This window comes from Bacillus sp. FJAT-53060, assembly GCF_037104745.1.
GTDB classification, from domain to species: domain Bacteria; phylum Bacillota; class Bacilli; order Bacillales; family Bacillaceae; genus Bacillus; species Bacillus stratosphericus_B.
Genome location: NZ_JBAWSW010000002.1, coordinates 1 through 24513 on the forward strand (window position 1 = coordinate 1; position 24513 = coordinate 24513).

A 24513-nucleotide genomic window follows, 5' to 3' on the forward strand; every position below is an offset into this window, starting at 1 on the left:
GTTGTCTCAGATAACGATTTTCTGCCTGCAGTCTCTCTAATTCCGAAGAGTACTCGGGACCCTTTCCATAGATATATTGTTTTCCAACAGGCTGTTCGAACCTGTGTGTATCCCCAGCCTTATGCCATCTCACCCATGTCTGAACCTGCGTCTTATTCTTGATATTCAATTCCTGCATGATCTCTTTCATAGGTACACCTGCCAATCTCATTTCTACAGCCTTCTGTTTGACTTCAACTGGATAACTCACTCTTGTCCCCATAGAAAAAACACCTCCATGTTTTATTTCGGATCACAACGGTCCGTTTTCAAACTTGAAGGTGTTTTTTATTTGTCTCATATTATGGGGTCAGTCCCTGTCCCTGTGCTTTTTTATTTTTGAAGAAAACGGCGCTCAAGCCACTCAACAAGCTGGTACATGATGGTAGCAAAGACGGCGATAATGAAAAGACTTAAAAACACGAGAGTAAAGTTGAAAACTTGAAATCCGTAAATGATCATATAGCCTAGTCCTTTTGAGGAAACAAGGAATTCCCCCACAATCACCCCAACCCAAGAAAGGCCCACATTAACCTTAATGGCAGAGATCATCGTTGGAATACTTGCTGGCAAAATGACCTCACGAAAGACCACTCTTTTTTTCGCACCAAAGGTTTTCATCACCTTCAAATAGTTCTCATCCACCTCTTGAAAGGCTGTGTAAATGACAATGGTGGTAATGATCACACTAATGATCGCGCCCATAGCGACAATGCTGATCATGCCAGGTCCAAGGGCAACAATTAAAATCGGGGCGATAGCGACTTTCGGCATGGCATTTAAAATCACTAAATAAGGATCAAGCACATTCGCCAGCCGTGTAGACCACCATAAGGCGGCGGCTAGCAAAATGCCACAAAAGGTACCTAGTAGAAATCCCAGTACAGTTTCAAACAACGTAATACTCATGTGATTCACTAATGAACCATCTGATATTTTTTGTACAAACAATTGGCAGACCGCAGACGGTGAACTGAAAATCAGCGGATCAATCAGCCAAAAATGGCTGGCAAGCTCCCAAAGTGAAAAGAAGATGGCGAAAATGATAAGCTGATAGATACGCGTGATGCGTTTTTCCATTCGAACCTTTTTTCGATAGGCTTCATGTAATAGGTCACTGTGTTTCAACTGTTTTCAGCTCCTTCCAAATCGTTTGAAAGAGCTCTTGAAAGCTTGGTGTCTGTCTCACTTCAAAAGGAGAAAGGGTCCTCAGAGCATTGGGAACGGTAAAGATTCGCTGGATAGACCCAGGATGCTTTGAGAATAAGAAAATGCGATCGCTCATTGCAATGGCTTCGCCGATGTCATGCGTCACAAGGACGGCTGTTTTTTGATAGTTTTTTAATGTGTGAAAGACGAGGTCTTCTAATGTCAGTTTGGTCTGGTAGTCTAGTGCTGAAAATGGCTCATCTAGTAGAAGCAGGCCGGGATCAACTGCAAGCGTTCGTGCGAGTGCTGCACGCTGCCTCATTCCACCTGACAGCTCCTTTGGATATTTTTCCTCTACTTCATGAAGTCCAAGCTTTGGCAGTAAGCTAAGGGCAGCTGAGGTGAACTCATGTGAATCTTGTTTCGCAATTTTTAAACCGAGAATGACATTTTCCTTGATCGTTTTCCAAGGGAATAAATAATCTTGCTGAAGCATGTAGCCGATTTGATGCTCCTTTTGATTCGGTTCTTTTCCTTCGATTAAAATTCGACCTTCTGAGGGCGGCGTAATTCCTGCGATGATGGACAGCAGTGTAGTTTTCCCGCAGCCGCTGGGACCAATAAATGAGATGAATTCACCTTGGGCAATCTCCATATTGATTTGCTGTATGGCCGTTGTTTTTTCTTTTAAAGAGAAGTACGTGTGGGTCACATGGTCAATTTGAAGGAAAGACATGTGCTACCTCCTATTCTATTTGTGATCTGTGACCTTCTTTGCAACGGATGAATCGACAAGTTGTTTGTACGGAATGAATGCTGGCAATTCGCCGTTCGCCTTCATGATTTCCTGTAACTTGTTCCATTCCTCTTCATTCAGAAGGGGATCTGTGGCATATGAATGTTGCTGCTTGTAGCGTTTGATGGCAGTTGATAAAACATCAAGGTCTGTATCAGGAAAATGAGATTGGATCGTCTTTGCAATCTCTTCTGGGTGCTTTGCTTCTACCCACTTCTGCGCTTTGTAAATGGCACGAGTAAAGGCTTTAGCCGTTTCTTTGTTTTCCTTTAAGTAACTTTTTTTTGCCATGAAAGTGGTATAAGGCACTTTGCCAGAAGCCTCTCCAAAGGAGGCGGTAATGTACCCTTTGCCTTCTTTTTCAATTAAGGAAGCGGTCGGTTCAAATAACTGCACAAAATCGCCAGTTCCTGAGGAGAAAGCACCAGAAATGTTGGCAAAATCAATATTTTGAATCATCCGAAGATCCTTTCTCAAATCAATGCCTTCCTTTTTCAGGACATATTCACCGACCATTTGCGGCATGCCGCCTTTTCGCTGTCCAAGAAATTCTTTTCCTTTCAATTGATCCCAAGAGAATTGGTCTACTTTCTCCCTTGAAACAAGAAATGTGCCGTCTGTTTGTGTCAGTTGGGCAAAGTTGATGACAGGGTCTTTTGTCCCTTGTGACTCTACATAGATAGAGGATTCAGATCCGGTCAGGGCAATATCGGCACCGCCAGATAAGAGAGCTGTCATCGTTTTATCGCCGCCCCAAGTGGTTTTCACTTCAACCTCTAAGCCTTCTTCTTTGAAGAACTCCTCTGATAAGGCGACATAAAGCGGAGCATAAAAGACCGAATGGGTGACCTCCGCTACTTGTACGATCTGCTCTTGTTCTTTTTTACAGGCGACAAATGGAATAAAGAGCAGAACAACGAATATGAATGCAAGTCTGGCTTTGATGGAACGATTCAAGAGTAATTCGCCTCCTTTGTTCTAAATCATTATTAAAGTATGTCAAAAGGGATTTTTGGTGAGTGCAATGAAATAAGAAGCGCATTGAATAAATAGAACGTGTCTTTTTTTCTATACCAGAAGCATGAATGCTTTCTTGAATTTGGCATAAATAAAGAGGCGGTTTCGTGTATAGAGTCAGTTGGGTATTTGTTGGTTGGTATTTGGTAGGACTTATGTTGATGGTCTTTTTTGAAGTGCCTGTATGGCTTCAGTTTGCGAATGGAACTTTTCTTGTGCTGTACGCATGCTGCGTCAGGAGATTGGCCGAAACATTTATGGGAATGGACCTTGGTATAAAAAGATCGGCCATTGCGGGGGTTCTTACGTTTACAGTGGAATGGGTGGTAATCACAACAGGGTTTCCATTCGGGGCATATGATTATTATCCGATGCTCGTTTTTCTTGTGACAGGAATGCCTTTAACGATTGCTTTTGCATAATAGCTTTTTTTTATCAACACAAAAGACGAAATGGAAACGAGCCATTGAAGCGGGGATATGGATTGTGTTGCTTGACCTCTAGCACTTGTCATTGTCACCTTGTGTGAAGGAAGGGTTCGATTTGAAAGAAAGCCACTAAAACCGATCGTTTAAACGAATATTTTATCTTTATCTTGAACGATAGTTACTTAATAAACATTTCCGCTGTGTGATGATGCAAGGAATGTGTCCCCAAAGGAGAAGCTTCCTGCACTATATCTCGCCAATCACAACTCGTGGTGGGAAGGACTCATTCACCACACCCAAAAACCTGTTTATCAAGAAAACCCCGTTTGAAAGCAGAACGTTTACGAAAATGAGAGGAAAAGATGGAGCAGATTAAGGAAAGGAAACAGCGAGTTGCAAGCCAAATCCAAGCAAAAGAACGCAAGTGGGGGCATTTGCTATTGTACGGAATGAAGGAAGCAGTAGAAGAAGCATAAAGACGATTGTTCTAGCTCCCGTTCCTCGAACGTCATCTCTTCTACATGTTAGTTTGTTGGTAAAATATTCTCTATGAATTTAGAAATTGAAGATTCGTCTAGTTCACCTTTTACTATTTTGTTGATTTTTCCTTCTTTGTCGATGAATATGGTAGCTGGAAGTTGCACGACATTATAAGCATTCGAAACAGAATTCGTTTTATCAATAGTTACAGGGAATGTCAAATTATATTTGTTTGTAAAATTCTCTACTTCTAATTTTGATTGAGCTAAATTAATAGAGATAATTTCAAAATCTTTATCTTTATCTTTATATAACTGATATTGTTTTTCTATTGCTGGCATTTCACGAGCACATGGACCACACCACGTTCCCCAAAAATTAAGCATAACAGCTTTTTCTTTATAATCTGAAAGCATATGTGTTTGTCCATTTAAATCTGTCAATTTAAAATTAGGGGCTTCATCTCCAATAGCCAACACATTCATCTCATCTTTCTTTGAGTTGGAATATAGGACCCAAATAATAATAAATGCAAATGATAATAAAATTAGATCACGGAATATTGTTCTTTGTTTTTTTTCATTTTTTTTTACTCCCAACTATTTAGGATCCTTGAAATTCTCCAAAAAAAGGTTGTAATAATGAATTGATAAGTGTTAACTTGTCAAAAAAGAGGATAATTCCCATAATAATCATGATTATGCCCCCGATTTTCATCATTACGCTGTTGTATTTTTTTAAAAAAGTCAACTTGGTTGTAAAAAATGCCATTAGAAGAAATGGAACACTAAAACCTAAAATATAAGTAGCCATATACCATAATCCTTGTGATGGGTTTGTACCAACAAGTGCTAATGTAGTAGCCAAAATTGGACCTGTACAAGGCGTCCAACCGACTGCAAAAGCCAGACCAACCACAACTGACCCAATATAACCAGTTGGTTTATTTTGAATATGTAATTTATGCTCTTTCATTAAAAACTTTGGTTGTAAAAGTCCAAGTGTTATAAGTCCAAAGATCACCATTAAAGTTGCGCCAATTTGTCGAATTAAATTACCATATTGAAATACCATACTTTTAAATGAGTCGCACCTTCAGCTGTACCAAATCCTAAAACTAAGTAAATAACTGAAAAACCAAGTAAAAAACAAATTGTATGAAGAATGGCTTTTTTTGTCCACGTAATTCACCACTTTGTATTTCATTTACACTTAATCCAGTTATGTAGGAAAGAAAAGCAGGATAAAGAGGGAATACACAAGGTGAAAGAAAAGTTAAAACTCCTGCACCAAGAGTTAGTAAAATTGAAATATCAGTTTGCAAAATATCATCGCCTTTAGTTTTTATTTGGCTCTAATAGAGAATATTGAATGACAACCTGATTTTAAGGCATTTGGGTAACCAATAAGCTCTTACTTTCCTGGTCCAGCATTAGGGAACTTATAAGAGAATGAACTTGTTTTTGGAGCAAATGTTTGATAGTACTTCCATTTTTAAATACTGTAAATACAATACTTCTCCAGATTTTAATGTAAAGTAGATAGCATAAACATTGTAACTACACCTTCTTTTTAGGAATATATTACCATCTATAACTATACCATACACTTGAATTTAAAAAAGGAAAAATGTTTTTTAATAGTGTTAAAGTTGCAAGGGGGAGAGAGATCAGCAGATTATGAGGCAGATCAAGTCATTTCAGGGGTGGAAGCACTCACTGTCTACCGCCATTTGATCGATGAAAAAGATCGCCCTAGCTTTTTAAATAAAAAACTGTCAAGCATCCACGGGAAGTCTGGAAACATGGTTTTTTCACGGATACAATCATTATTTCCCGCCTCAGCATGATCGAGAGGTTGTCAGACGGCTGACGACATAGATGCACAGCCGAAAAAGCGGAAATGTGGTAAAATAAATGGAAGAAAGAAATATAGAAAGTAGGGGGATTTTCATTATGGGAATGCCTGTTGAATTTAATACAATGATTGTCACGAAAGGGAAAGAGGTAAGAATTGAAGAAAATGTGTTTGAGCTCATGAAGGAAGGTTACCGCATTTATCCATTAAATATTCCGCTTGAAGTGCGTAAAACGAAAGATGGAGAAAAAACTGGGACAGCATTTGTTGAAAAGTTGGAGCTCACAGACAATGTCACCAAGGTAACTTATCGCCTTGTGTCATTGCATTCAACGAATTAAAAAAGCTGAGGAAATAAATCCCTCAGCTTTTGTTTTTTAGACGAGTGGTCCGCCTTTTGCTTCAATGTCACTTGCTGCATGGCTGAATTTTTTGAAGTTCTTTTTAAATTCAGTGGCAAGGAAGTGTGCTTTTTCTTGATAAGCATCTTGGTCTGCCCACGTTTTAGCAGGTTGAAGCACTTCATCTGGTACACCTGGAATATGAAGTGGAATGTGTAATCCAAAGATATCGTCAGTGATCAGTTCGGCATTGTCAAGGTCACCTTCGATCGCTGCCTGCACCATCGCTCTTGTATGAGCAAGATTCATTCGTTTACCCGTACCATAGCCTCCGCCAGTCCAGCCTGTATTCACAAGGAATACTTTAGCGCCGTGCTCATCGATTTTTTTGCCGAGCATTTCTGCATAGACGTGAGCTGGAAGTGGCAAGAACGGTGAACCGAAGCAAGTAGAGAACGTTGTTTCTGGAGACGTCACCCCGCGTTCAGTTCCTGCTAATTTACTTGTATAGCCGCTTAAGAAATGGTACATAGCCTGTTCTTTCGTTAAACGGCTGATTGGAGGTAAAACGCCAAATGCATCAGCTGTTAAAAAGACAATGGCAGATGGATGACCTGCAATACTTGGTTTCACGATGTTATCAATCATTTCGATTGGATAAGCAGCACGTGTATTTTCAGTAAAGAATGTGTCATCATAATCCGCTTCACGTGTTTCTTCATCAAGAACAACATTTTCAAGCACTGAGCCGAAGCTGATGGCTTTGTAAATTTGTGGTTCTTTTTCTTCACTTAAGTTCACACATTTCGCATAGCATCCGCCCTCGATATTGAAGACACCTGTGCCAGACCAGCCGTGTTCATCGTCTCCGATGAGCTTGCGGCTTGCGCTTGCAGAAAGCGTTGTTTTCCCAGTTCCTGAAAGACCAAAGAATAATGCGACATCGCCTTCTTGACCAACGTTTGCTGAGCAGTGCATAGATAGAATATTTTGCTCAGGCAGCAGATAGTTCATCACAGAGAAAATGGATTTCTTCATCTCTCCTGCATATTCTGTTCCGCCGATGAGAATCGTCCGTTTTTCGAAAGAAACGATAATAAACGTTTCAGAGTTTGTTCCATCTGTTTCAGGATCTGCTTTAAAGTGAGGGGCAGATAAGATGGTGAAAGGTTTTTCGTTTGATGATGGTGTTGATCCGTCAGGTCTGATAAATAGCTGCTTTGCAAAGAGATTGTGCCATGCAAATTCGTTTACAACTGTAATCGGCATACGGTATCTTTCATCAGCGCCCGCGAATCCTTCAAAGACAAATAGTTCATCACGTTCTTTTAAGTATGACACAACCTTTGTATATAAACGATCAAAAGCGTCTTTAGAGATCGGCTGATTCACTTGACCCCAATCAATTTTATGCTCAGAGCTATCTTCTTTAACGATAAATTTATCTTTAGGTGAACGTCCAGTGTAGGCACCAGTTGTGGCACGGACAGCACCTGTTGATGTCAAAACCCCTTCATGACGGGCCAAAATCTTTTCAACAAGTTTCGGAACAGATAAATTTTGGTGCGTATTTCCTAATGAGAGCAATGACTGCAAATCTTCTTTTAAATCCACTGAGTTCATAAAAAACCCTTCCTTTACCGTTGAATTTGTTTGTTTCAATTAGTATAACACATTAATAATAATAGTCTATACTATTTGAATGTTTTTGTGTGTGTTTTTTCATTTCTGCAATGAAAATATGCTTTTTGGTGATGCTAATCATGAGGTAAAAAAAGAGGGAAGATAATTCCTATGAAGCATTGACATGACGCAAGGATTTAATATAAGATATCTTATTGAACGGATACTCTTATCCCGAGTTGGTGGAGGGACAGGCCCGATGAAGCCCAGCAACCGGTTTCTTATGAAAAAGGCATGAATATGCTGAGAAACCAAGGTGCTAACCTGATGCAAGGTACAAGAACACCTTGAGCGATAAGAGTGAAAGGCATGCGATCTCAGACCCTTTCCTCACAATGAAGGAAATGGTTTTTTTATTTTGGGGAAACCCTATGAACAAATTGCCAATAACATCTCTAATATAAATGTTTTCATATAAGAGGGAACGAGTTCCGTATCATAATTGGAGACCTCATTTTGGGATGATGTGGTCTTGTACAGGAGGAAATAGCCATTATGAGTCAAAATCGTCGTTTATTTACTTCAGAATCAGTGACGGAAGGACATCCGGATAAAATCTGTGATCAAATTTCAGACAGCATTTTGGATGAAATTTTAAAGAAAGATCCAAATGCACGCGTTGCCTGTGAAACTTCTGTAACAACCGGTCTCGTATTAGTAAGCGGTGAGATTACAACGTCTACTTATGTCGATATTCCAAACACGGTACGTGACACGATTAAAGAAATTGGCTACACACGTGCGAAATATGGTTTTGATGCGGAAACATGTGCGGTTCTTACGTCAATTGATGAGCAGTCTGCTGATATTGCGCAAGGTGTAGACAAAGCACTTGAAGCACGTGAAGGAACAATGACCGAAGAAGAAATTGATGCAATCGGTGCAGGTGATCAAGGGCTTATGTTTGGTTTTGCAAACAACGAAACAGAAGAGCTTATGCCGCTGCCGATTTCACTAGCGCATAAATTATCTCGTCGTTTAACAGAAGTTCGCAAGGATGAAACACTTGCATATCTTCGTCCAGATGGAAAAACACAAGTAACAGTTGAATATGATGAGCAAAACAAACCTGCTCGTATTGATACAGTGGTTATCTCCACACAGCATGCACCAGAAGTGACACTTGAACAAATTCAAAGCGACATAAAAGAGCATGTGATTAACCCTGTGGTTCCAAGTGAACTGATTGATGAAGAGACAAAATACTTTATTAACCCAACAGGTCGTTTCGTGATCGGTGGACCTCAAGGGGATGCTGGTTTAACCGGACGTAAAATCATCGTTGACACGTATGGCGGCTACGCTCGTCATGGCGGCGGTGCTTTCTCTGGAAAGGATGCAACGAAGGTTGACCGTTCTGCGGCATACGCTGCTCGCTACGTAGCGAAAAACATCGTAGCAGCTGGCCTTGCAGATTCTTGTGAAGTACAACTTGCTTATGCAATTGGTGTAGCACAGCCTGTATCGATTTCAATTGATACATTTGGAACAGGAAAAGCGTCTGAAGAAAAGTTAATTGAAGTGGTTCGTGTGAACTTTGATCTTCGTCCGGCTGGCATTATTAAAATGCTTGACCTGCGTCGCCCTATCTATAAACAAACAGCTGCATACGGACATTTTGGCCGTCACGACTTAGATCTTCCATGGGAAAAAATAGATAAGGCAGACACGCTTCGCAAAGAAGCATTAGGACAATAAAAACATATTAAACCGCTTATTTTAAGCGGTTTTCCTTTTGATTAAAAAAATTTTAACAAAAAGCATAAAAATGTGAAACGAAATAGGGCAAAATACTGTCTAATTATAGGTCTACTTTTAAAGAAATAACATAACGTGGAGGCAATAATATGTGTGGGTTTGTTGGTGTATTTAATCACCGTCCATTGTCCGAAACTACAGAGCAGGAAGAGTTAATTAAACAAATGAATCGTCTCATCGTTCATCGTGGTCCAGATGATGAGGGATACTTTCATGATGAGCATGTAGGTTTTGGATTTAGACGTTTAAGTATAATAGATGTTGAACATGGAAAGCAGCCTTTTTCTTATGAAGATGAAAAATATTGGATTATTTTCAATGGAGAAATTTATAACTATGTGGAGCTGAAGGAAGAGCTTGTGAAAAAAGGCTACACGTTCAGTACAGATTCTGATACAGAAGTCCTTCTTGCCACATACCGTCATTATAAAGAAGAAGCGGCTTCTAAGCTTCGCGGAATGTTTGCATTTTTAATTTGGGATAAAGAAGCACAGCTATTATATGGCGCAAGAGACCCTTTTGGAATCAAACCGCTTTATTTTACACAAATAGATGAGAAGGTGTACTTTGCTTCTGAACGCAAAAGTTTAATGGCTGTGAATGAGAACATCTTATTTGATGAGACCTCTTTGCAGCAATACATGTCTTTCCAGTTCGTTCCTGAGCCAAATACACTTGATCAAAAAGTGCTCAAAGTGGAGCCAGGCCACCAGTTTACGTTGCGTCCTCACCAAGACATTGAATTTAAAACGTATTGGAAAGTTCAATTCAAACCTGAACAAACACAAGAGCGGAAATTAATAGAAGAAGTGAGAGATGCAATATATGATTCTGTGAAGGTACACATGAGAAGTGATGTGCCTGTTGGTTCGTTCCTATCAGGTGGTATTGATTCTTCCTTTATCGTGTCTGTGGCAAAGGAATTTCACCCTGAGTTGAAGACGTTCTCTGTTGGCTTTCAGCAAGATGGTTTTAGTGAAGTGGATGTGGCAAAGGAAACAGCTGATAAGCTGGGCTTACAAAACTTTAGTGCCGTTATTTCCCCAGAGGAATATATGAACGAGCTTCCGAAGATTGTCTGGCATTTAGATGATCCGCTAGCTGATCCGGCGGCGATTCCACTTTATTTCGTCGCAAAAGAAGCGAAGAAACAAGTCACAGTTGTTCTTTCTGGTGAGGGAGCGGACGAGCTGTTTGGTGGATATAATATTTACCGTGAGCCTCTTTCCTTAAAGCCATTTGAACCTGTTCCATCCATGCTGAAAAAGCTTCTTCTTCGTCTTGCGCGTTTAATGCCAGAAGGAATGAAAGGGAAAAGCTTTATCGTTCGCGGCTGTACGCCACTAGAGGAACGATATATCGGCAATGCGAAAATCTTTGAAGAGCCAGTGAAGAAAAACCTATTAAAACAGTATGATCCGAACATCACGTATCGTGACGTGACGAAGACATACTTCGAGGAAAGTGCAGGTTACAGTGATATTAACAAAATGCAATATGTTGATATTCATACGTGGATGCGCGGGGACATTCTGCTGAAAGCAGATAAGATGACAATGGCGAACTCTCTTGAGCTTCGTGTCCCATTCCTTGATAAGGTCGTATTTGAAGCGGCCTCTAAAATTCCAGAAGAGCTGAAAACAAAAGATGGCACAACGAAATATTTATTGCGTAAAGCAGCAGAAGGCATTGTGCCAGACCATGTGTTAAATCGTAAAAAGCTAGGTTTCCCTGTTCCAATTCGTCATTGGCTGAAAAATGAGATGAACGCTTGGGCGAAAGACATCATTAAAAATAGTCAAACAGATGAATACATTAACAAGGAATATGTTCTTGATTTATTAAAAGAACATTGTGCTGGGAAAGCAGATCATAGCCGTAAGATTTGGACAGTCCTCATCTTTATGATGTGGCACAGCATTTATGTGGAGCGGAGTATTGATCCACAGCACTTGAATCACCAACAGAAAGAAGTCATCTTTAGTTAATGAAAAAAGGTTTTCAGCTTTCTGCTGAAAACCTTTTTTGTCATGATAGGAAGTGGTGTATACGGGTAAAATAACAAGAGTTCATAGTTATTGCTTAATATCCTGAAAAAAACATGATAAAGTGAATATACACGTATGATGTTAACGCGATAAAAGGGAACGATAGTATTGTCCTTTTTCTACATATTCTCTGCGGATACGGTCCATGTCTTGGATATCTTCATCTGTTAACAGACGAACCACTTTGGCTGGACGGCCAAAAGCGAGTGATCCTTTTGGGATGACTTTTCCTTGCGGGATGAGACTACTTGCACCGATAAAGGCACCTTCGCAAATTTCCGCACCATCGAGAATGATAGACCCCATGCCAATGAGGGCATTTTTTCTAATGATTGAGCTATGTAATGTGACTTGGTGTCCAATGGTAGCACCATCTTCAATCAGAAGTGTTTTTCCAGGACTTTGATGCAGACAGGATAAGTCTTGAATGTTGACGTTTTTTCCAATTCTTACAGGAGCGACATCACCTCTAATGACGGTTTGGAACCAAACGCTCGAATATTCTCCGATCGTGACATCGCCAGAAATGGTGGCGTTATCTGCGACAAAGACCGATTCATGAATCTCAGGTGTAAACTGATGATATGGATAAATCACTTTTTCGACTTCCTTTCTTAATACAACATTTGTGAGGTGTTTACTTTTGTGGACTTGGCATGCTGAAAGACCAGTTGGTACCATTGTAATTGTCCATGGTGCTAGTGAATATCATGGCCGATATAAATGGCTGATTGAAATGTGGCGTCATGCAGGCTATCACGTCGTCATGGGTGACCTTCCTGGGCAAGGGACCTCGACACGTGCACGTGGCCACATCCGATCCTTTCAAGAATACATTGATTCAATAGATGAATGGATTGAACATGCGAAGTCATTCAGACTTCCTACATTTTTACTTGGGCACAGCATGGGTGGACTTATTTCAATTGAATGGGTCAAGCAGTATACCCATACGAAGATTGATGGACTTATTTTATCATCACCTTGTTTAGGTCTGCAATTTAAACCAAAGAAGCTGATGGATTTTGCGTCAAAAGGTCTAAATGTGCTGGTGCCGTCTTTTAAGGTTGAGTCGGGGCTGTCAATTGAACTTGCCACGCGGAATCAGTCTGTGATTGAGGCCGATTCAAATGATTCACTATATGTGACAAAGGTGTCAGTTCGCTGGTACCGAGAGTTGGTGAAAAATATCGATGCAGCGATGCAGCCAACGAATGTTTTTCGCTCAATTCCTCTCCTGTTAATGCAAGCAGGTGATGATAAAATCGTGGATAAAACGAGGGTGATCAAATGGTTCAATGGCATTGAATCATACAATAAATCTTATCGTGAATGGGAAGGGCTGTATCACGAAATTTTTAATGAGCCTGAAAAAGACGATGTGTTTAATGCGGCAAGAGCCTTTACAGATCAATATATCTGATTGTGAGCTTAAGTTGGGGGTGAAGTGATTTGTCAGTACCAGAACGTCCTTTTGCACTGATGACAAAGGTGTATAAAGATATTTTTCCGCTTGTTCATCAGGAGCTAAAGAAGTGGCGGGCTTATGCAGAAATGATTGAAAATGAAGAACTGAGAACGCAAGCACTAGCAAGCATATCCAGTAAAACATTTCACTGTGAAGGAGGAGGTATCTTATCTCTTCTAGCAGGTGAAGCAAAAAAAACATGTATTGAATTCATTGTGGCGTACCAAACGATCAGTGATTACTTAGATAACCTGTGTGATCGCAGCACGTCGCTTGATCCAAAGGACTTTCATATGCTGCATCAAGCGATGAGAGATGCGCTTGATATTCATGCTGAACTCAAGCCGTATTATCAATTCCGTGATGACCAAGAGGATCATGGGTATTTACATGCGCTTGTCCGTACATGTCAAGACATGCTGTCAGGCTTAGAGCATTATCCTATCATTCAGCCCTATTTACACACGCTGTGTGAGTACTATAGTGATTTGCAAGTACATAAGCACGTGGTCCCTCATGAGCGTGTGCCTCGATTAGAATCATGGTTTCGCCAATATGAAAAGGATTTGCCGAAGATGGAATGGTATGAGTTTTCAGCATGTGCAGGATCAACGCTAGGCATTTTCTGTCTTGTGGCATATGCACTTCAGCCTGATTTTACAGAGAAGCAGGCAAAGCAAATTTATGAAAGCTATTTCCCCTATATCCAAGGTCTGCACATTTTACTGGATTACTTAATTGATCAAGAAGAGGATCGGCTTGGGGGGGATCTGAATTTTTGCTCATACTATAGCACCCATGATGAGATGATGGACAGACTTCAGCATTTTATCGAAAAAGCGGATGAGCAGCTGAAAGGCATTCCGCACGAAAACTTTCACAAACTGATCAACAGAGGATTACTGGCGGTCTATTTGTCCGATGAAAAAGTGACAGCCCAAAAAGAGATGAACAAGCTGGCAAAGAGGCTAATCAAATCAAGCGGGAAAACGTCTTTCTTTTTTTATATCAACGGAAGAGCCTATCGGACCTATCAGAAAATGCCTTGGATGAAATCCTCATAAAAAAGCTCAAATCCACTAGGATTTGAGCTTTTTTTCAATGGCTACCACAAAGGGTGGGTCGTTATGAATATTCATGTATTGATAAGACAAGACTTGTACTTCTTCATAATGGAGTGACCTGCAAAAATCAAGAAGCACTTCTTTTTCTTTTTTTCCTTCGGGATGACCGTGGTAAATAACAAGAACGATCAGACCTCCGGGTTTTAGCCAGTCAATGAGCTGTTTGATCGCTTCAATGGTCGTATCAGCCTGTGTGGTGACGGTTTTATCGCCTCCTGGTAAGTACCCAAGGTTAAACACCGCACAAGAAATGTGTCCATAATTATCGGCTGGTATGTGATCAGCAAGTTTTTCATGTCCGTCATGGATGAGATAAACGTAAGGATATTGCTCACCAAGCCTTTTGCTTGTTTGCTTTAAGGCCTCCTCCTGAACATCGAATGCAAAAACTTGTCCATCTTTTCCTACAAGGTCAGCTAAATAGCGTGTATCGTGGCCATTTCCCATTGTTGCATCAATGACGATGTCGCCTTTTTTACAAGCACGTTCTAACAACTCTTTACTAAAAGGGAGCATGCGTTTTAAAATCATTTGGACGCTTCTTCCAATCTGACGAAACGTTTGCCTTGGTAGCTGTTACGTCTCGCAAGCTCAGCATTAATGGCATTGAGCACTTCCCACTTATTCACACTCCACATCGGACCAACCATTAATTCAATGGGCCCATCGCCTGTAATTCGGTGAATAATCATGTCTGGCGGCAATATCTCCAGCTGATCACAAACAAGCTGAACATATTCTCCTTGGCTTAAAAACTCAAGCTTCCCTTTTTCGTATTGCTTGACCATTGGTGTTCCTTTTAAAAGGTGAAGTAAATGGATTTTAATGCCTTGCACATCTAATTCAGCGACAGCTTTTGCTGTTTCCATCATCATGTCTCGATTTTCAAGAGGCAATCCGTTGATGATATGTGAGCAGACACGAATTCCGTGTTTTCGCAGTTTTTCTACACCTTCTACATAGCATTCATAATCATGGGCACGGTTGATCAGCATAGCTGTCCGTTCGTGTACGGTTTGAAGGCCAAGCTCCATCCATAGGTAAGTCCGCTCGTTTAATTCAGCTAAATAATCCACAACGTCATCTGGTAGACAGTCAGGTCTTGTGGCAATGGATAAACCAACCACTCCATCTAAATTCATGACGGTTTCATATTTTTCTTTTAAGACAGAAAGTGGCGCATGTGTGTTTGTATACGCTTGAAAATACGCCATGTATTTTCCGTCTTTCCATTTTGTGTGCATCCGGTCCTTGATTTCATTAAATTGAGTGATGAGATCATCTGCGCGGTTTCCCGCAAAATCACCAGACCCAGCGGCACTGCAAAATGTACAGCCTCCGTGGGCTACAGTACCATCACGGTTTGGACAATCAAAGCCACCGTCTAAGGCCACTTTAAATACTTTATGACCAAAGTGCTCACGCAAATGATAGTTCCATGTGTGATAACGTTTTTCGCTGTTTGAATATAAAAAAGGGTTATGCTGATCCAAGTCAGTAACCTCCTTGCATAATAATAAGCATCCTAAAATTTTAACAAAAATCACGAAGGAGAACAATTGAATCTGTCCAACATTTTCTTTAGTGAAAAAGCTTTACGCGGGTAAAATAAGCGGGAACTGAAATGGAGGGAATGCAAGATGGCAACAAGAAATTCGATCCATGAATTTATGAAAAAAAGTACTGAAACCCTTGAATTTGCTAGTGAACAATTTGATTTGAGCTCTCGCCAAGAGCATTATAATGAAGAAGAATTTTCTAAAGCGCAGCTCATGCTTGAGGAAGCAGTGAATGAATTAGATAAATTAATGGATGTGGCTAATGATCAACAGAGAGAGCGTTTAGATAGGACGCGGGTTCAAATTCAAACCCTGCAAAATCAAATGATTTTAGGTATTTCATACGAATGATGAACAGATCCTTATATTAAGGGTCTGTTTTTTTTTTCGAAAGGTTATTGACATCTCGAGCGAGTGTCTGTATTGTATTAAGTGTACTACATCAACTAATACACTATAGACACTTAAAAGTGAAGAAGGTGTTTAACCATGAAAAAAGAAAAAAAACCAATCAATATGAAGTGGATGGTGCTGGCTGCTGCGTTAGCATGTACATTTTTTTTCGTTCTCGTTTTCATTGGTTTTGAAGTTCAAAAAGATTTTATACCTAATTCGGCTCCTTTAATGCATGGACATGATCAAGTGATAGGACTGCAAAAACGTGAATGAGGAAAGAGGGATTCATCATGATTCAAATAGATCCAAGAATCGTTAAAGCCGAGAAGCTTTCAGAGGTGATGCTCAACTATTGGTTTTGAACATCACTAGGAACACAGAATTTCTGTGAGTGGATAGCGTCAGGTGAGTTTTTATTCATTGATATGTAAAAGTTGAAGGAAGGAGCAGCTTTAGTGAAACCAACAATAAATAAAGATCGAATCAATGTGATTGATTTAATTAGAGGATTTGCTTTAATTGGTCTTCCTTTTCTTAATGTGCTTGTTCTTTGGGCACCACATGTTCACTTATCAGGAACACAGGGAGATATTTTGGTTCAGCGTTTCTTATATATTTTTGTGGAAGGACGTTTTTACGCTATATTTTCCTTTTTGTTTGGATTGGGAATTTGGATTTTTATTACAAGAGCCAAAGAAAAAACCAATCATCCTTATGCCCTTTTTATTCGACGAATGTTGATCTTGGCTATAGTAGGAGGAATACATCAGATAATACAACCTGGTGAAGCTTTATTGGTATATGCGATTTTAGGATTGCCTGTTGTTTTTTTTGATAGACTTCCGAGATGGATTAATCTCACACTTGGTATAGTGGGGATTATGATAGGGAGCTATTTAGGAGTTAAAGTATTTTTACCTTTACCTTTAATGATTCTTGGTATAGCATTCGGCCAATATCGTATATTTGAGACTTATATCAAAATGCGAAAAATATGGGTGATGGTGGCTGTTCTTTCATTTGTGGCAACTACTATTTCAGCCGTTTTCCTTTGGCTGAAATCACCTACACTTGGGTTAAGTTTTGAAGGTGTTAAATTAAGCGAAGCACAGTTAGCATCAAATTCGGCTTTTTATGACATGACAGATTTGTCTATGATGTTGGCTCCGATTTTTTCTGTTTTTTATGTTAGTTTTCTTGTTCTGCTTGAACCTTTGATGAAAAAATGGGTATCACCGTTAAATTCATTTGGACGGATGGCATTTACAAACTACATTGGTCAATCAGTTATACTGGCTATTATAGCGATATTTATCCCAGATGGTATTGTAGTTTCATATACGGTTTCAACAATCACGTGTGCGATTGTCGTGATAGCTCAGATTATTTTTTCTTCACTATGGCTTAGATTTTTTAAGTATGGTCCATTAGAATGGATTTGGCGGTGTGGGACTTATGGAAAATGGCTGACAATACTGAAATAAACAAATATTCCACGAAAATATCAAGTGTGATAAAAACATCATCTGTTCAATAAAAGAGTGTCAATTGTTATCTTGTCATATCTGCGACATCGGTGTCGAACTCAATCCAACACGTAGGCACCGAGAACATATGTGTTAACAGCTAACAGCTTAGAGAAAATAAATTTTAAAAAAGAACCTTCTGTCCCCAAATGGAACTGGTAGCGATTTTGTTAATTTGTACTTTCTTTTTCATCCTTGTAAGCTTTTATTTCCAAAAAAGGATTTTCAGCATATGTTTTTGATGATGAGTTTAAATAGATGAAATAGATGAAAATGAAGGTGTAAAGAAGGGAGTCATGATGATCCAAATAGATCCAAGAAGCGCTGCGCCAATATATGAACAAATCATTGAGCAGTTAAAAATATTGTGCCTAAAAGGTGTAATGAAACCCGGTGACAAACTGCCCTCGGTGAGAGAGCTGGCCACGATCATCATCGCTAACCCAAACACGGTCAGCAAAGCGTATAAAGAGCTTGAACGGGAAGGGATTATTGAAACACTAAGAGGCCGCGGTACGTATGTGACAGAAAGAGCACAGTTAAAGCTGAATGAGGGGAAGGTATTGGAGATGAAGGAGCAATTAAGACAACTCATCATAGAAGCTCATTATGCCGGTATTGACATTCATCAACTTAAGGAATGGCTAGAAGAGATCGGTTCAAGTCTAAAAGGAGGAAAACAAGTTGATTGAGGTCAGAAATGTATCTAAGAAATTAAATGGACGCGAAGTACTCAGTGATGTTTCCTTCAGGATAGGCGAAGGGGAGATCTTCGGTCTGCTTGGCCGGAATGGCTCAGGAAAAACAACACTTCTCAGGTTGATTCAGCAAATTCTTCTTCCGGATGAAGGGGCGATTTATTTTAAAGATGTGCTCGTGAAAGACCACCCATTAGTGAAGCAAAATATTGTGTATATGCCGGTCGTGAATCCTTACTTTGACAGGTACAATTATGGACAGCTTGTGAAGCTGTTAAAACAAATCTATCCGAAGTTTGACGTGACATATGCCAATGAGCTTGTGAACCGGTATGTGATTCCGGAAAAAGTGAAATACCGTGAATTGTCGACAGGTTTAAAGAAACAACTGTCATTAATTTTAAGCTTTGCGATCAAACCAGCGGTCATTTTGTTAGATGAGCCGACAGATGGAATTGATGCGGTCACAAGAAATGACGTACTTCAGCTGATGATTGATGAGGTAGCAGAACGAAAAACGAGTGTTTTAATCACATCTCACCGTTTAGAGGATATTGAGCGGATGTGTAATCGAATCGGTTTTTTAGAAGGAAATCACCTCACAAGTGTCATGGATTTAGATGAGTTAAAAAATGACTATGTCAAAATCCAAATGGTATTTGAAGAGGATATGAACTTAAGTATTAGAAAAAAAGGTGTCGCTATTTTAGATCAGGCGGGTGTTTTCTATACAGTGCTTATACTCAAAACAGATGTAGAGGCAAACGAGTATTTGAAATCGCTGCAGCCGAAAGTATGGTATGAACTGCCTGTGAATTTAGAAGAAGTATTTATTGCGAAGTTTGGAGGGAAACGCAGATGGTAAAGCGGCAATTATTATATAAGGAATGGAAGCAATCAGAGCTGACATTCATTTTAGTAGTGCTTGTTGCGGTGCTTGCGACACCCTTTTCAGTCTTAATGGAATATTCATCCTTTCAAAAGTGTTTAAATAATATATGGTGTGTTGTGGATACACCACGTTTTTCTTATATCTTTATGAAAGATACTTTCCTCTCTCTTTCATGGTTAATGGGAATCTTATTTGCTGTGATTCAGCTTGGATTTGAGAGGAATAAAGGGCAAATGGACTTTACATTATCTTTGCCGTTTAGCAGAAGCACCATCTACCATACCAAATTTTTCTTAGGTGCTGGAATTATTGCGATCATTCATGTCGCCTCATATGTTCTCACTTATTTACTCATATTAGGCCTTAACCCAATAGAGACACCTGGTTTTAACAGCAGTTATTTGTTTGCGCTGGTGTCCTCATTGATGATCTATAGTTTGTTTTTTGCCGCTGGTACTTTAACAGGCAGCGCAATTTCCCAAGCGATCGTTGCATTCAGTACAGCCATTTTACCCTTTTTAGTGATTGGTCTACCGATCGTTCATTTAGATTTTATCATGAAAACAAGTGGGATTTGGGTGGATAAGAACTTCTTCACTTATTGGATACCGTCCATTTCTCCAATTACTTATATCATACCTGGACAATTTCAATATTTATATCCGAGTTGGTTCACTGGTGAAGGGTTCATCATACCAATTGTCATGATGGTCCTCTTTTATCTGATTGGCTTGTTTAGCTTTATCAAACATCCAAACGAACGAAATGGCCGCTTCTTTCTTCATCAAACAATCGATCGACCAATTCAGATTATGGTGATTCTCTTTGGTGTTCTAGGATTTGGATGGGCTGGATTCGCTTCAGAGAATTCAATATTTGGTTATGTCGTTGGCATGTTAATCGGTGGAATCGTAGGTGGACTGACGAGTTATTTATTGATATATCGAAAAAGATAAACAGAGAGTAGGGGATTAAAGATGATTCAGATTCAAGCGTTAGATCATGTGTTTAAAATTGGTACAAAGGGAAGAGAGAACGAAATACCTGTACTCAAAGGCATTGACTTATCCATCAAAAGAGGCGACATTGCTTGTATCGTTGGGAGAAGTGGTTCTGGGAAATCCACTTTACTCAATTTAATGTCAGGATATATTACGCCAACGAGTGGACAAATTGTCATCGATGGAACCAATGTGACAGGCTTTAATGAAAAAGAATGGGCGGACTTTCGATTAGATCACTTTGGCTTTATCTTTCAAAGCTTTCAATTGATCGGGAGCTTAACAACATTTGAAAATATTGAGCTTCCGCTCACTTTAAAAGGTGTGAAGCCGTCTGATCGAAAGGAGAAAGTAAAAGACATGCTCAAACGAGTAGGCCTTGAACATCACGCAGGGCATTATCCGAATGAACTGTCAGGTGGACAGCAGCAGCGTGTGAGTATTGCAAGAGCATTGATTTTAAATCCATCTATTATTTTAGCGGATGAACCGACAGGCAGTCTGGATTCAGAAACAGAAGGAGAAATTTTAGCCTTTATCCAGCAGCTTAATCGTGAAAAAGGAATTACATTTGTTATCATTACACATGACGATGAAGTCGCTTCAATCGCAGACACAACGTTCCAGCTTCATGATGGTGTGTTAAAGAAAGGGGAACAGTCCAATGAAATTTAAAGATCAGGTCAAATTCATTAGAAGAAATATGAAGAAAAATAAATTGCGTGTGTTTATGACCATTCTTGCGACGACAATGGCATGCTCTTTCTTAATCGTTCTAGCATCTGTCGGTTTTGGTCTGCAAAAATCGGCTCAGGATGAAATTATGCAACAGCAAATCATCACAGAAATTAAAGTGTTAGGTGAAGAAAAGGGAGACATCAAGGTTGATGATTTAAAGAAATATGATCATGTGAAATCTGTTGTCGCAAGAACGTCTATTAATCCATTGTTAAAAGTTGAGCTCGATGACCGCTCAAGTGAAGTGCAGGTTGCCTTTACGGATATGAAAAAAGAAAAAGAAGCGGGTCTTGAGCTAGACCGAGGAAGAGTTCCAACATCAGCGAATGAAATTGTGGTTGGGTATCATATGGCAGAACGCCTGTGGACTGAAAAAGAACGCAAAGCCTATGAAAAAGAAGTGAATGATCCTTCAAGTGATAGAGAATCATTAAAAGAGCCAAAAGGCTACACGAAGGAGATTTTAAATAAAGTCATTCAAATCAACGTGCCAAAACTCAATGAAGAAAATGAAGTCGTCAAAGAAAAAACATTTGATTTCCGTGTAGTTGGCGTTCTGAAAAAGCCGAATTTGGAGTGGCAGATGGATAATTCAATTTTGATCCCGAATGCTTATCAAAAGCAATTTGGTCAAGTGCTGGATATGTCTGCTGAAGCCGGCAATATCGACAAGTCGATATCTGTTTATGCAGACAAATTCGACAATGTCGGTGCGCTGACTGATAAATTGACAGGTGACGGCTATCAAGTCATCTCTGTAACGAGCCAGCTCAAAGGAATGGATAAGTTCTTTATGGCCTTCAAAATTGGACTCATTTTTGTCGGATGTATTGCGGTCATTATTTCTGCAATCGGTATTTTCAATACGATGACCATGGCGGTAACAGAGCGAACACAAGAGATTGGTATCATGAAAGCCATTGGAGCTAATCCTTCGATAATCAAGCGAATGTTCCTAATGGAAAGTGCTTATATTGGTGTGATTGGATCGATTATCGGTATTATTATCTCGTATATCATTAGTTTCGCAGTGAATTTAATCATTCCAGCCATTTTGTCATCTGCGTCTGATGGAGGATCAAGTGAACAATTCTCGATTACCTTCTCCTATATTCCGGTAAGCCTTGTGATCACAGCGACATTGATTAGCGCAGGGGTAGCGATAATATCTGGACTCAATCCAGCACGTAAAGCAACGAAAACGAATGTATTAACAGCATTAAGAAGAGAAATTTAAAAAAAACCTCCTGTATCCCTAGTGGGCTGACAGGAGGTTTTTTTATCGTGAAACAGCTATTGCTTAGGTGCCCGATACCCTGCACGCTCTGCTTCTTCTACAGAGCAGAACATTCGTTTGAATTTTTTTGTCCGTGAGTAGTATCTGCTGCTCGGCGTGTGATAAATGCCATTGACACTCCCTTTGATGTGACAGGTAGCTGATTCTTTTTTTGTCTCTTTTTGTGACTCATGACCGCCTGTATTCGTTCCATCATCTTTAGGAGCGGAGCGCTGGACGGCCGGTGACTGAGTTTCTTTGTTTACTTTCTTGTTTTCTTTTTTGAGTATTTCATTGCTAGAGGTCAGCTTGTCTATTTTCTCTTCAAGCTCTTGAATGGTTTGTTCTTGCTGTTTGACCGTTTCCTTTTCTGAGGTGATGTTTTCTAGCTTTTTTGTTAGTTTTTCTTTTTCTTTTGTCACATCTTCTAAAGAGGAAGTAAGCGTCTCTTTATCTGACTTCAAACGAGAAATTTCAGAGGTGACTTGTTTTTGATCCTTAAAGAGTGGTTCGGAAGATGGATCTGCTTGTGCAACAAACGGTAAAGACATGATGGAAAAGACGAGACCGATGATCAAAAAAGGATAAAAGCGTCTCTTGGAAAAAATTCTTTGATTTTGGCGTTTTAGTAATAAGAAATTAGCGGCATATCCTATGGCGAAGCAAAAGCATAAAAGACCTATGATGAGCAAAATGATCATCTAGCAGCCCCCTTAAATCTTTAATTCAACCTATTATAAACCATTTTTACCATTTTGTGGGGTATATTAAATAAAAAAATCTGTTTATACAGGGTTTTCAGCTATCGGCAATTCTTTAATTGCTTCTTTTATGGTTAAATAAGTGAGGTGTTTTGGAAATCTGTCTTCAAGTCATTGAGTTTTATCGAAAGCTGTGGTTTGATCCCAGGAATGATCTGTTTTGTTCTAGTTAGGTTGAGGAGAGTTGAAAATGCGTGCTGCGACAGAATCATTTAATATACAAGTTAACTTAGTGACAATAGCATCAAAGCAATCTTCAGATAGTTTTCCAATGAGTGGAAGGAGTGGACACACCATTTTTGATTGGGACGATCGGACGATCGGTGTCGAAAGCGAGGTGACTTTCTTTAATGAATCTTCTAGAAGCTGTTCATATTCCTTCTGTTTCTTTATATCCTTTTGAAAGCCAATGAAAAATGTTTCTTGTTCAATGTATAGAGGATCTATATTGAGTTCATTCCAAAAAAAGTGCCATCTTTTTTATAATTTTTTAGCTGTGTGGTAATAGGTGTTTTGTTTTGTATTCCATGACGTATTAAAGCAAGCTACTTTTGGTCTGTGTTTTTCCACTGGAGGAATCGGCAATTATGGCCAAGTATTTGATCTGTTTTGTATCCAGTCATTGTGTAAAGTCATGCTTCACATCAACGATAGGGTTTATCCTTGTAATGACAACACCAATCCCGCACGATCTAGCGCTTTTGTTATGAGTTCGAGTTGACCATATTACCCTCATTTACTGCTATTATCAGACATTTAAATGGTGTTTTTCAACCAAATTCCTTATAAACGTAGCATTATATATATTCTGTTTCAATCTTTGCAAACGCTTTGTTAAATTTGTCATCATAGTTTGTCCTCCATTAGAATATAGTTAGTAAGGAGACTTTTTTAGAAAAGTGAGGAATCATTTACTTAACATTCATAAAATGACAAAAATAGTTAATATGGATTAGGAGAAAATGATTCCAATGCATCAAGATTGTTTATAGGTCATTCACGTATAATGGAAGAAACAAGCTTTTTTTCTTCGTTAGTGAGAATAGACCTTTTACATGGATTATGACGGAACAGCAGAATGGCATTACAAGGGGGCTAGACAGCCTGAAGTCGCTTTACTATTCTAAGGGCTTTAGGAAGGTGATGAAAATGCTGCAACAAGTCATTATTGCTTGCGCCATTGGAGGGGTCATGGGCATTCTCGGTCACGTAAAGAAAAAAGGCAGGCTAGAGAAGCCCAGAATGACAAAAAAGTTTATTTACCTAGGGTTTATTGAAGATTGGCTCGTAGGGATGATTGCCGCTACACTGCTTGTCTTATCCTCAAATCCCGATTCTAGTCTGCACTTGATCATCTTATCAATTATTTCAGGTTACGGGGGAGAAGCAGTTCTGCGAAGCTTTGATTTTGTGAGAGAACAGCGTTCACAGGATGGGGACTCCAACCGTCATAACCGATCTCCACACGAATAATATCC

At 39.5% G+C, this 24513-nt stretch carries 25 protein-coding genes, 3 pseudogenes and 1 riboswitch; of the genes and pseudogenes, 16 read left to right on the plus strand and 12 right to left on the minus strand.

The features are described 5' to 3' along the window. The 4 genes and pseudogenes from WAX46_RS01470 to WAX46_RS01485 form a co-directional block, all read right to left on the minus strand. Positions 1-262, minus strand: a pseudogene (locus WAX46_RS01470) (helix-turn-helix domain-containing protein); the annotation flags it as partial. Between the two features lie 110 nt (positions 263-372). Further along, on the minus strand, positions 373-1119 hold the full coding sequence (locus WAX46_RS01475) for an ABC transporter permease (RefSeq protein WP_376776456.1): 747 nt from the start codon (positions 1117-1119) through the stop codon (positions 373-375). Positions 1120-1153: 34 nt separating this feature from the next. After that, the gene (locus tag WAX46_RS01480; protein ID WP_226569176.1) at positions 1154-1924 is read right to left on the minus strand and encodes an ABC transporter ATP-binding protein; all 771 of its coding nucleotides are present in this window, start codon (positions 1922-1924) and stop codon (positions 1154-1156) included. A 15-nt stretch (positions 1925-1939) separates the two neighbouring features. Then, positions 1940-2941, minus strand: a complete 1002-nt coding sequence (locus WAX46_RS01485) for an ABC transporter substrate-binding protein (RefSeq protein ID WP_226569175.1) — start codon at positions 2939-2941, stop codon at positions 1940-1942. Positions 2942-3108: 167 nt separating this feature from the next. Between WAX46_RS01485 and WAX46_RS01490 the strand changes: the two genes are divergently transcribed. After that, the gene (locus WAX46_RS01490) at positions 3109-3423 is read left to right on the plus strand and encodes a carotenoid biosynthesis protein (protein WP_226569174.1); all 315 of its coding nucleotides are present in this window, start codon (positions 3109-3111) and stop codon (positions 3421-3423) included. 530 nt (positions 3424-3953) lie between these two features. Here WAX46_RS01490 and resA read toward each other — a convergent pair. Beyond that, the gene (resA, locus tag WAX46_RS01495) at positions 3954-4508 is read right to left on the minus strand and encodes a thiol-disulfide oxidoreductase ResA (RefSeq protein ID WP_336493246.1); all 555 of its coding nucleotides are present in this window, start codon (positions 4506-4508) and stop codon (positions 3954-3956) included. A 4-nt stretch (positions 4509-4512) separates the two neighbouring features. Continuing rightward, positions 4513-5233: pseudogene (locus tag WAX46_RS01500) on the minus strand (cytochrome c biogenesis CcdA family protein). A gap of 318 nt (positions 5234-5551) precedes the next feature. Between WAX46_RS01500 and WAX46_RS01505 the strand changes: the two are divergent. Then, positions 5552-5758 (plus strand): hypothetical protein, encoded by a 207-nt coding sequence (locus WAX46_RS01505; RefSeq protein WP_336493247.1) that lies wholly within the window; start codon positions 5552-5554, stop codon positions 5756-5758. A gap of 106 nt (positions 5759-5864) precedes the next feature. After that, entirely contained in the window at positions 5865-6107 is a 243-nt protein-coding gene (locus WAX46_RS01510; protein ID WP_226569170.1) for a DUF2584 domain-containing protein, read from the plus strand. A gap of 36 nt (positions 6108-6143) precedes the next feature. Here WAX46_RS01510 and pckA read toward each other — a convergent pair whose 3' ends face one another. Further along, complete coding sequence (pckA, locus tag WAX46_RS01515; protein WP_226569168.1) at positions 6144-7730, minus strand: phosphoenolpyruvate carboxykinase (ATP); 1587 nt, start codon at positions 7728-7730, stop codon at positions 6144-6146. A 226-nt stretch (positions 7731-7956) separates the two neighbouring features. Further along, positions 7957-8091, plus strand: a riboswitch (SAM riboswitch). Between the two features lie 194 nt (positions 8092-8285). Between pckA and metK the strand changes: the two genes are divergently transcribed. Together metK and asnB are read left to right on the plus strand one after the other, a co-directional pair. Beyond that, positions 8286-9488: a methionine adenosyltransferase gene (gene metK / locus WAX46_RS01520; RefSeq protein ID WP_226569166.1), complete on the plus strand. Its 1203-nt coding sequence runs from the start codon at positions 8286-8288 to the stop codon at positions 9486-9488. Between the two features lie 149 nt (positions 9489-9637). Next, entirely contained in the window at positions 9638-11536 is a 1899-nt protein-coding gene (gene asnB / locus WAX46_RS01525) for an asparagine synthase (glutamine-hydrolyzing) (RefSeq protein WP_226569164.1), read from the plus strand. 141 nt (positions 11537-11677) lie between these two features. On the opposite strand, the gene WAX46_RS01530 is transcribed toward asnB, so the two are convergent. Further along, positions 11678-12193: a gamma carbonic anhydrase gene (locus WAX46_RS01530; protein WP_226569162.1), complete on the minus strand. Its 516-nt coding sequence runs from the start codon at positions 12191-12193 to the stop codon at positions 11678-11680. A gap of 46 nt (positions 12194-12239) precedes the next feature. On the opposite strand from WAX46_RS01530, the gene WAX46_RS01535 reads away from it, so the two are divergent. After that, complete coding sequence (locus tag WAX46_RS01535) at positions 12240-13019, plus strand: alpha/beta hydrolase (protein ID WP_226569159.1); 780 nt, start codon at positions 12240-12242, stop codon at positions 13017-13019. Between the two features lie 29 nt (positions 13020-13048). Continuing rightward, on the plus strand, positions 13049-14128 hold the full coding sequence (locus tag WAX46_RS01540; protein ID WP_226569157.1) for a tetraprenyl-beta-curcumene synthase family protein: 1080 nt from the start codon (positions 13049-13051) through the stop codon (positions 14126-14128). A 15-nt stretch (positions 14129-14143) separates the two neighbouring features. On the opposite strand, the gene WAX46_RS01545 is transcribed toward WAX46_RS01540, so the two are convergent. Both WAX46_RS01545 and WAX46_RS01550 read right to left on the minus strand, forming a co-directional pair. Beyond that, on the minus strand, positions 14144-14719 hold the full coding sequence (locus WAX46_RS01545) for a tRNA (mnm(5)s(2)U34)-methyltransferase (protein ID WP_336493248.1): 576 nt from the start codon (positions 14717-14719) through the stop codon (positions 14144-14146). Beyond that, positions 14716-15681 (minus strand): TIGR01212 family radical SAM protein, encoded by a 966-nt coding sequence (locus tag WAX46_RS01550; protein WP_336493249.1) that lies wholly within the window; start codon positions 15679-15681, stop codon positions 14716-14718. Before WAX46_RS01550 ends, WAX46_RS01545 begins: the two co-directional genes overlap by 4 nt. Positions 15682-15828: 147 nt before the next feature. Here WAX46_RS01550 and WAX46_RS01555 point away from each other — a divergent pair, with 147 nt between their 5' ends. The 8 genes from WAX46_RS01555 (at position 15829) to WAX46_RS01590 (ending at position 22235) form a co-directional block, all read left to right on the plus strand. After that, positions 15829-16098 (plus strand): YtzC family protein, encoded by a 270-nt coding sequence (locus WAX46_RS01555; protein WP_336493250.1) that lies wholly within the window; start codon positions 15829-15831, stop codon positions 16096-16098. A gap of 138 nt (positions 16099-16236) precedes the next feature. Continuing rightward, complete coding sequence (locus WAX46_RS01560) at positions 16237-16416, plus strand: hypothetical protein (protein ID WP_336493251.1); 180 nt, start codon at positions 16237-16239, stop codon at positions 16414-16416. Between the two features lie 182 nt (positions 16417-16598). Continuing rightward, positions 16599-17627, plus strand: coding sequence for a DUF418 domain-containing protein (locus WAX46_RS01565; RefSeq protein WP_336493252.1), 1029 nt, complete (start codon positions 16599-16601; stop codon positions 17625-17627). A 341-nt stretch (positions 17628-17968) separates the two neighbouring features. After that, positions 17969-18361 (plus strand): GntR family transcriptional regulator, encoded by a 393-nt coding sequence (locus WAX46_RS01570; RefSeq protein ID WP_226569182.1) that lies wholly within the window; start codon positions 17969-17971, stop codon positions 18359-18361. Continuing rightward, a complete protein-coding gene (locus WAX46_RS01575; RefSeq protein WP_336493253.1) occupies positions 18354-19232 on the plus strand; it encodes an ABC transporter ATP-binding protein in 879 nt (292 codons plus the stop codon). The genes WAX46_RS01570 and WAX46_RS01575 overlap by 8 nt, the downstream gene beginning before the upstream one ends. Further along, complete coding sequence (locus WAX46_RS01580) at positions 19226-20215, plus strand: ABC transporter permease subunit (RefSeq protein WP_336493254.1); 990 nt, start codon at positions 19226-19228, stop codon at positions 20213-20215. Before WAX46_RS01575 ends, WAX46_RS01580 begins: the two co-directional genes overlap by 7 nt. 21 nt (positions 20216-20236) lie before the next feature. Beyond that, a complete protein-coding gene (locus WAX46_RS01585) occupies positions 20237-20935 on the plus strand; it encodes an ABC transporter ATP-binding protein (protein ID WP_336493255.1) in 699 nt (232 codons plus the stop codon). Continuing rightward, on the plus strand, positions 20925-22235 hold the full coding sequence (locus tag WAX46_RS01590) for an ABC transporter permease (RefSeq protein WP_226569138.1): 1311 nt from the start codon (positions 20925-20927) through the stop codon (positions 22233-22235). Before WAX46_RS01585 ends, WAX46_RS01590 begins: the two co-directional genes overlap by 11 nt. A 56-nt stretch (positions 22236-22291) precedes the next feature. On the opposite strand, the gene WAX46_RS01595 is transcribed toward WAX46_RS01590, so the two are convergent. Together WAX46_RS01595 and WAX46_RS01600 are read right to left on the minus strand one after the other, a co-directional pair. Next, positions 22292-22975, minus strand: a complete 684-nt coding sequence (locus WAX46_RS01595) for a sunset domain-containing protein (protein ID WP_226569136.1) — start codon at positions 22973-22975, stop codon at positions 22292-22294. Between the two features lie 84 nt (positions 22976-23059). Next, a pseudogene (locus WAX46_RS01600) lies at positions 23060-23743 on the minus strand (PAS domain S-box protein). Positions 23744-24178: 435 nt separating this feature from the next. On the opposite strand from WAX46_RS01600, the gene WAX46_RS01605 reads away from it, so the two are divergent. After that, complete coding sequence (locus WAX46_RS01605) at positions 24179-24508, plus strand: DUF4257 domain-containing protein (RefSeq protein WP_226569180.1); 330 nt, start codon at positions 24179-24181, stop codon at positions 24506-24508. Positions 24509-24513: the final 5 nt, after the last annotated feature.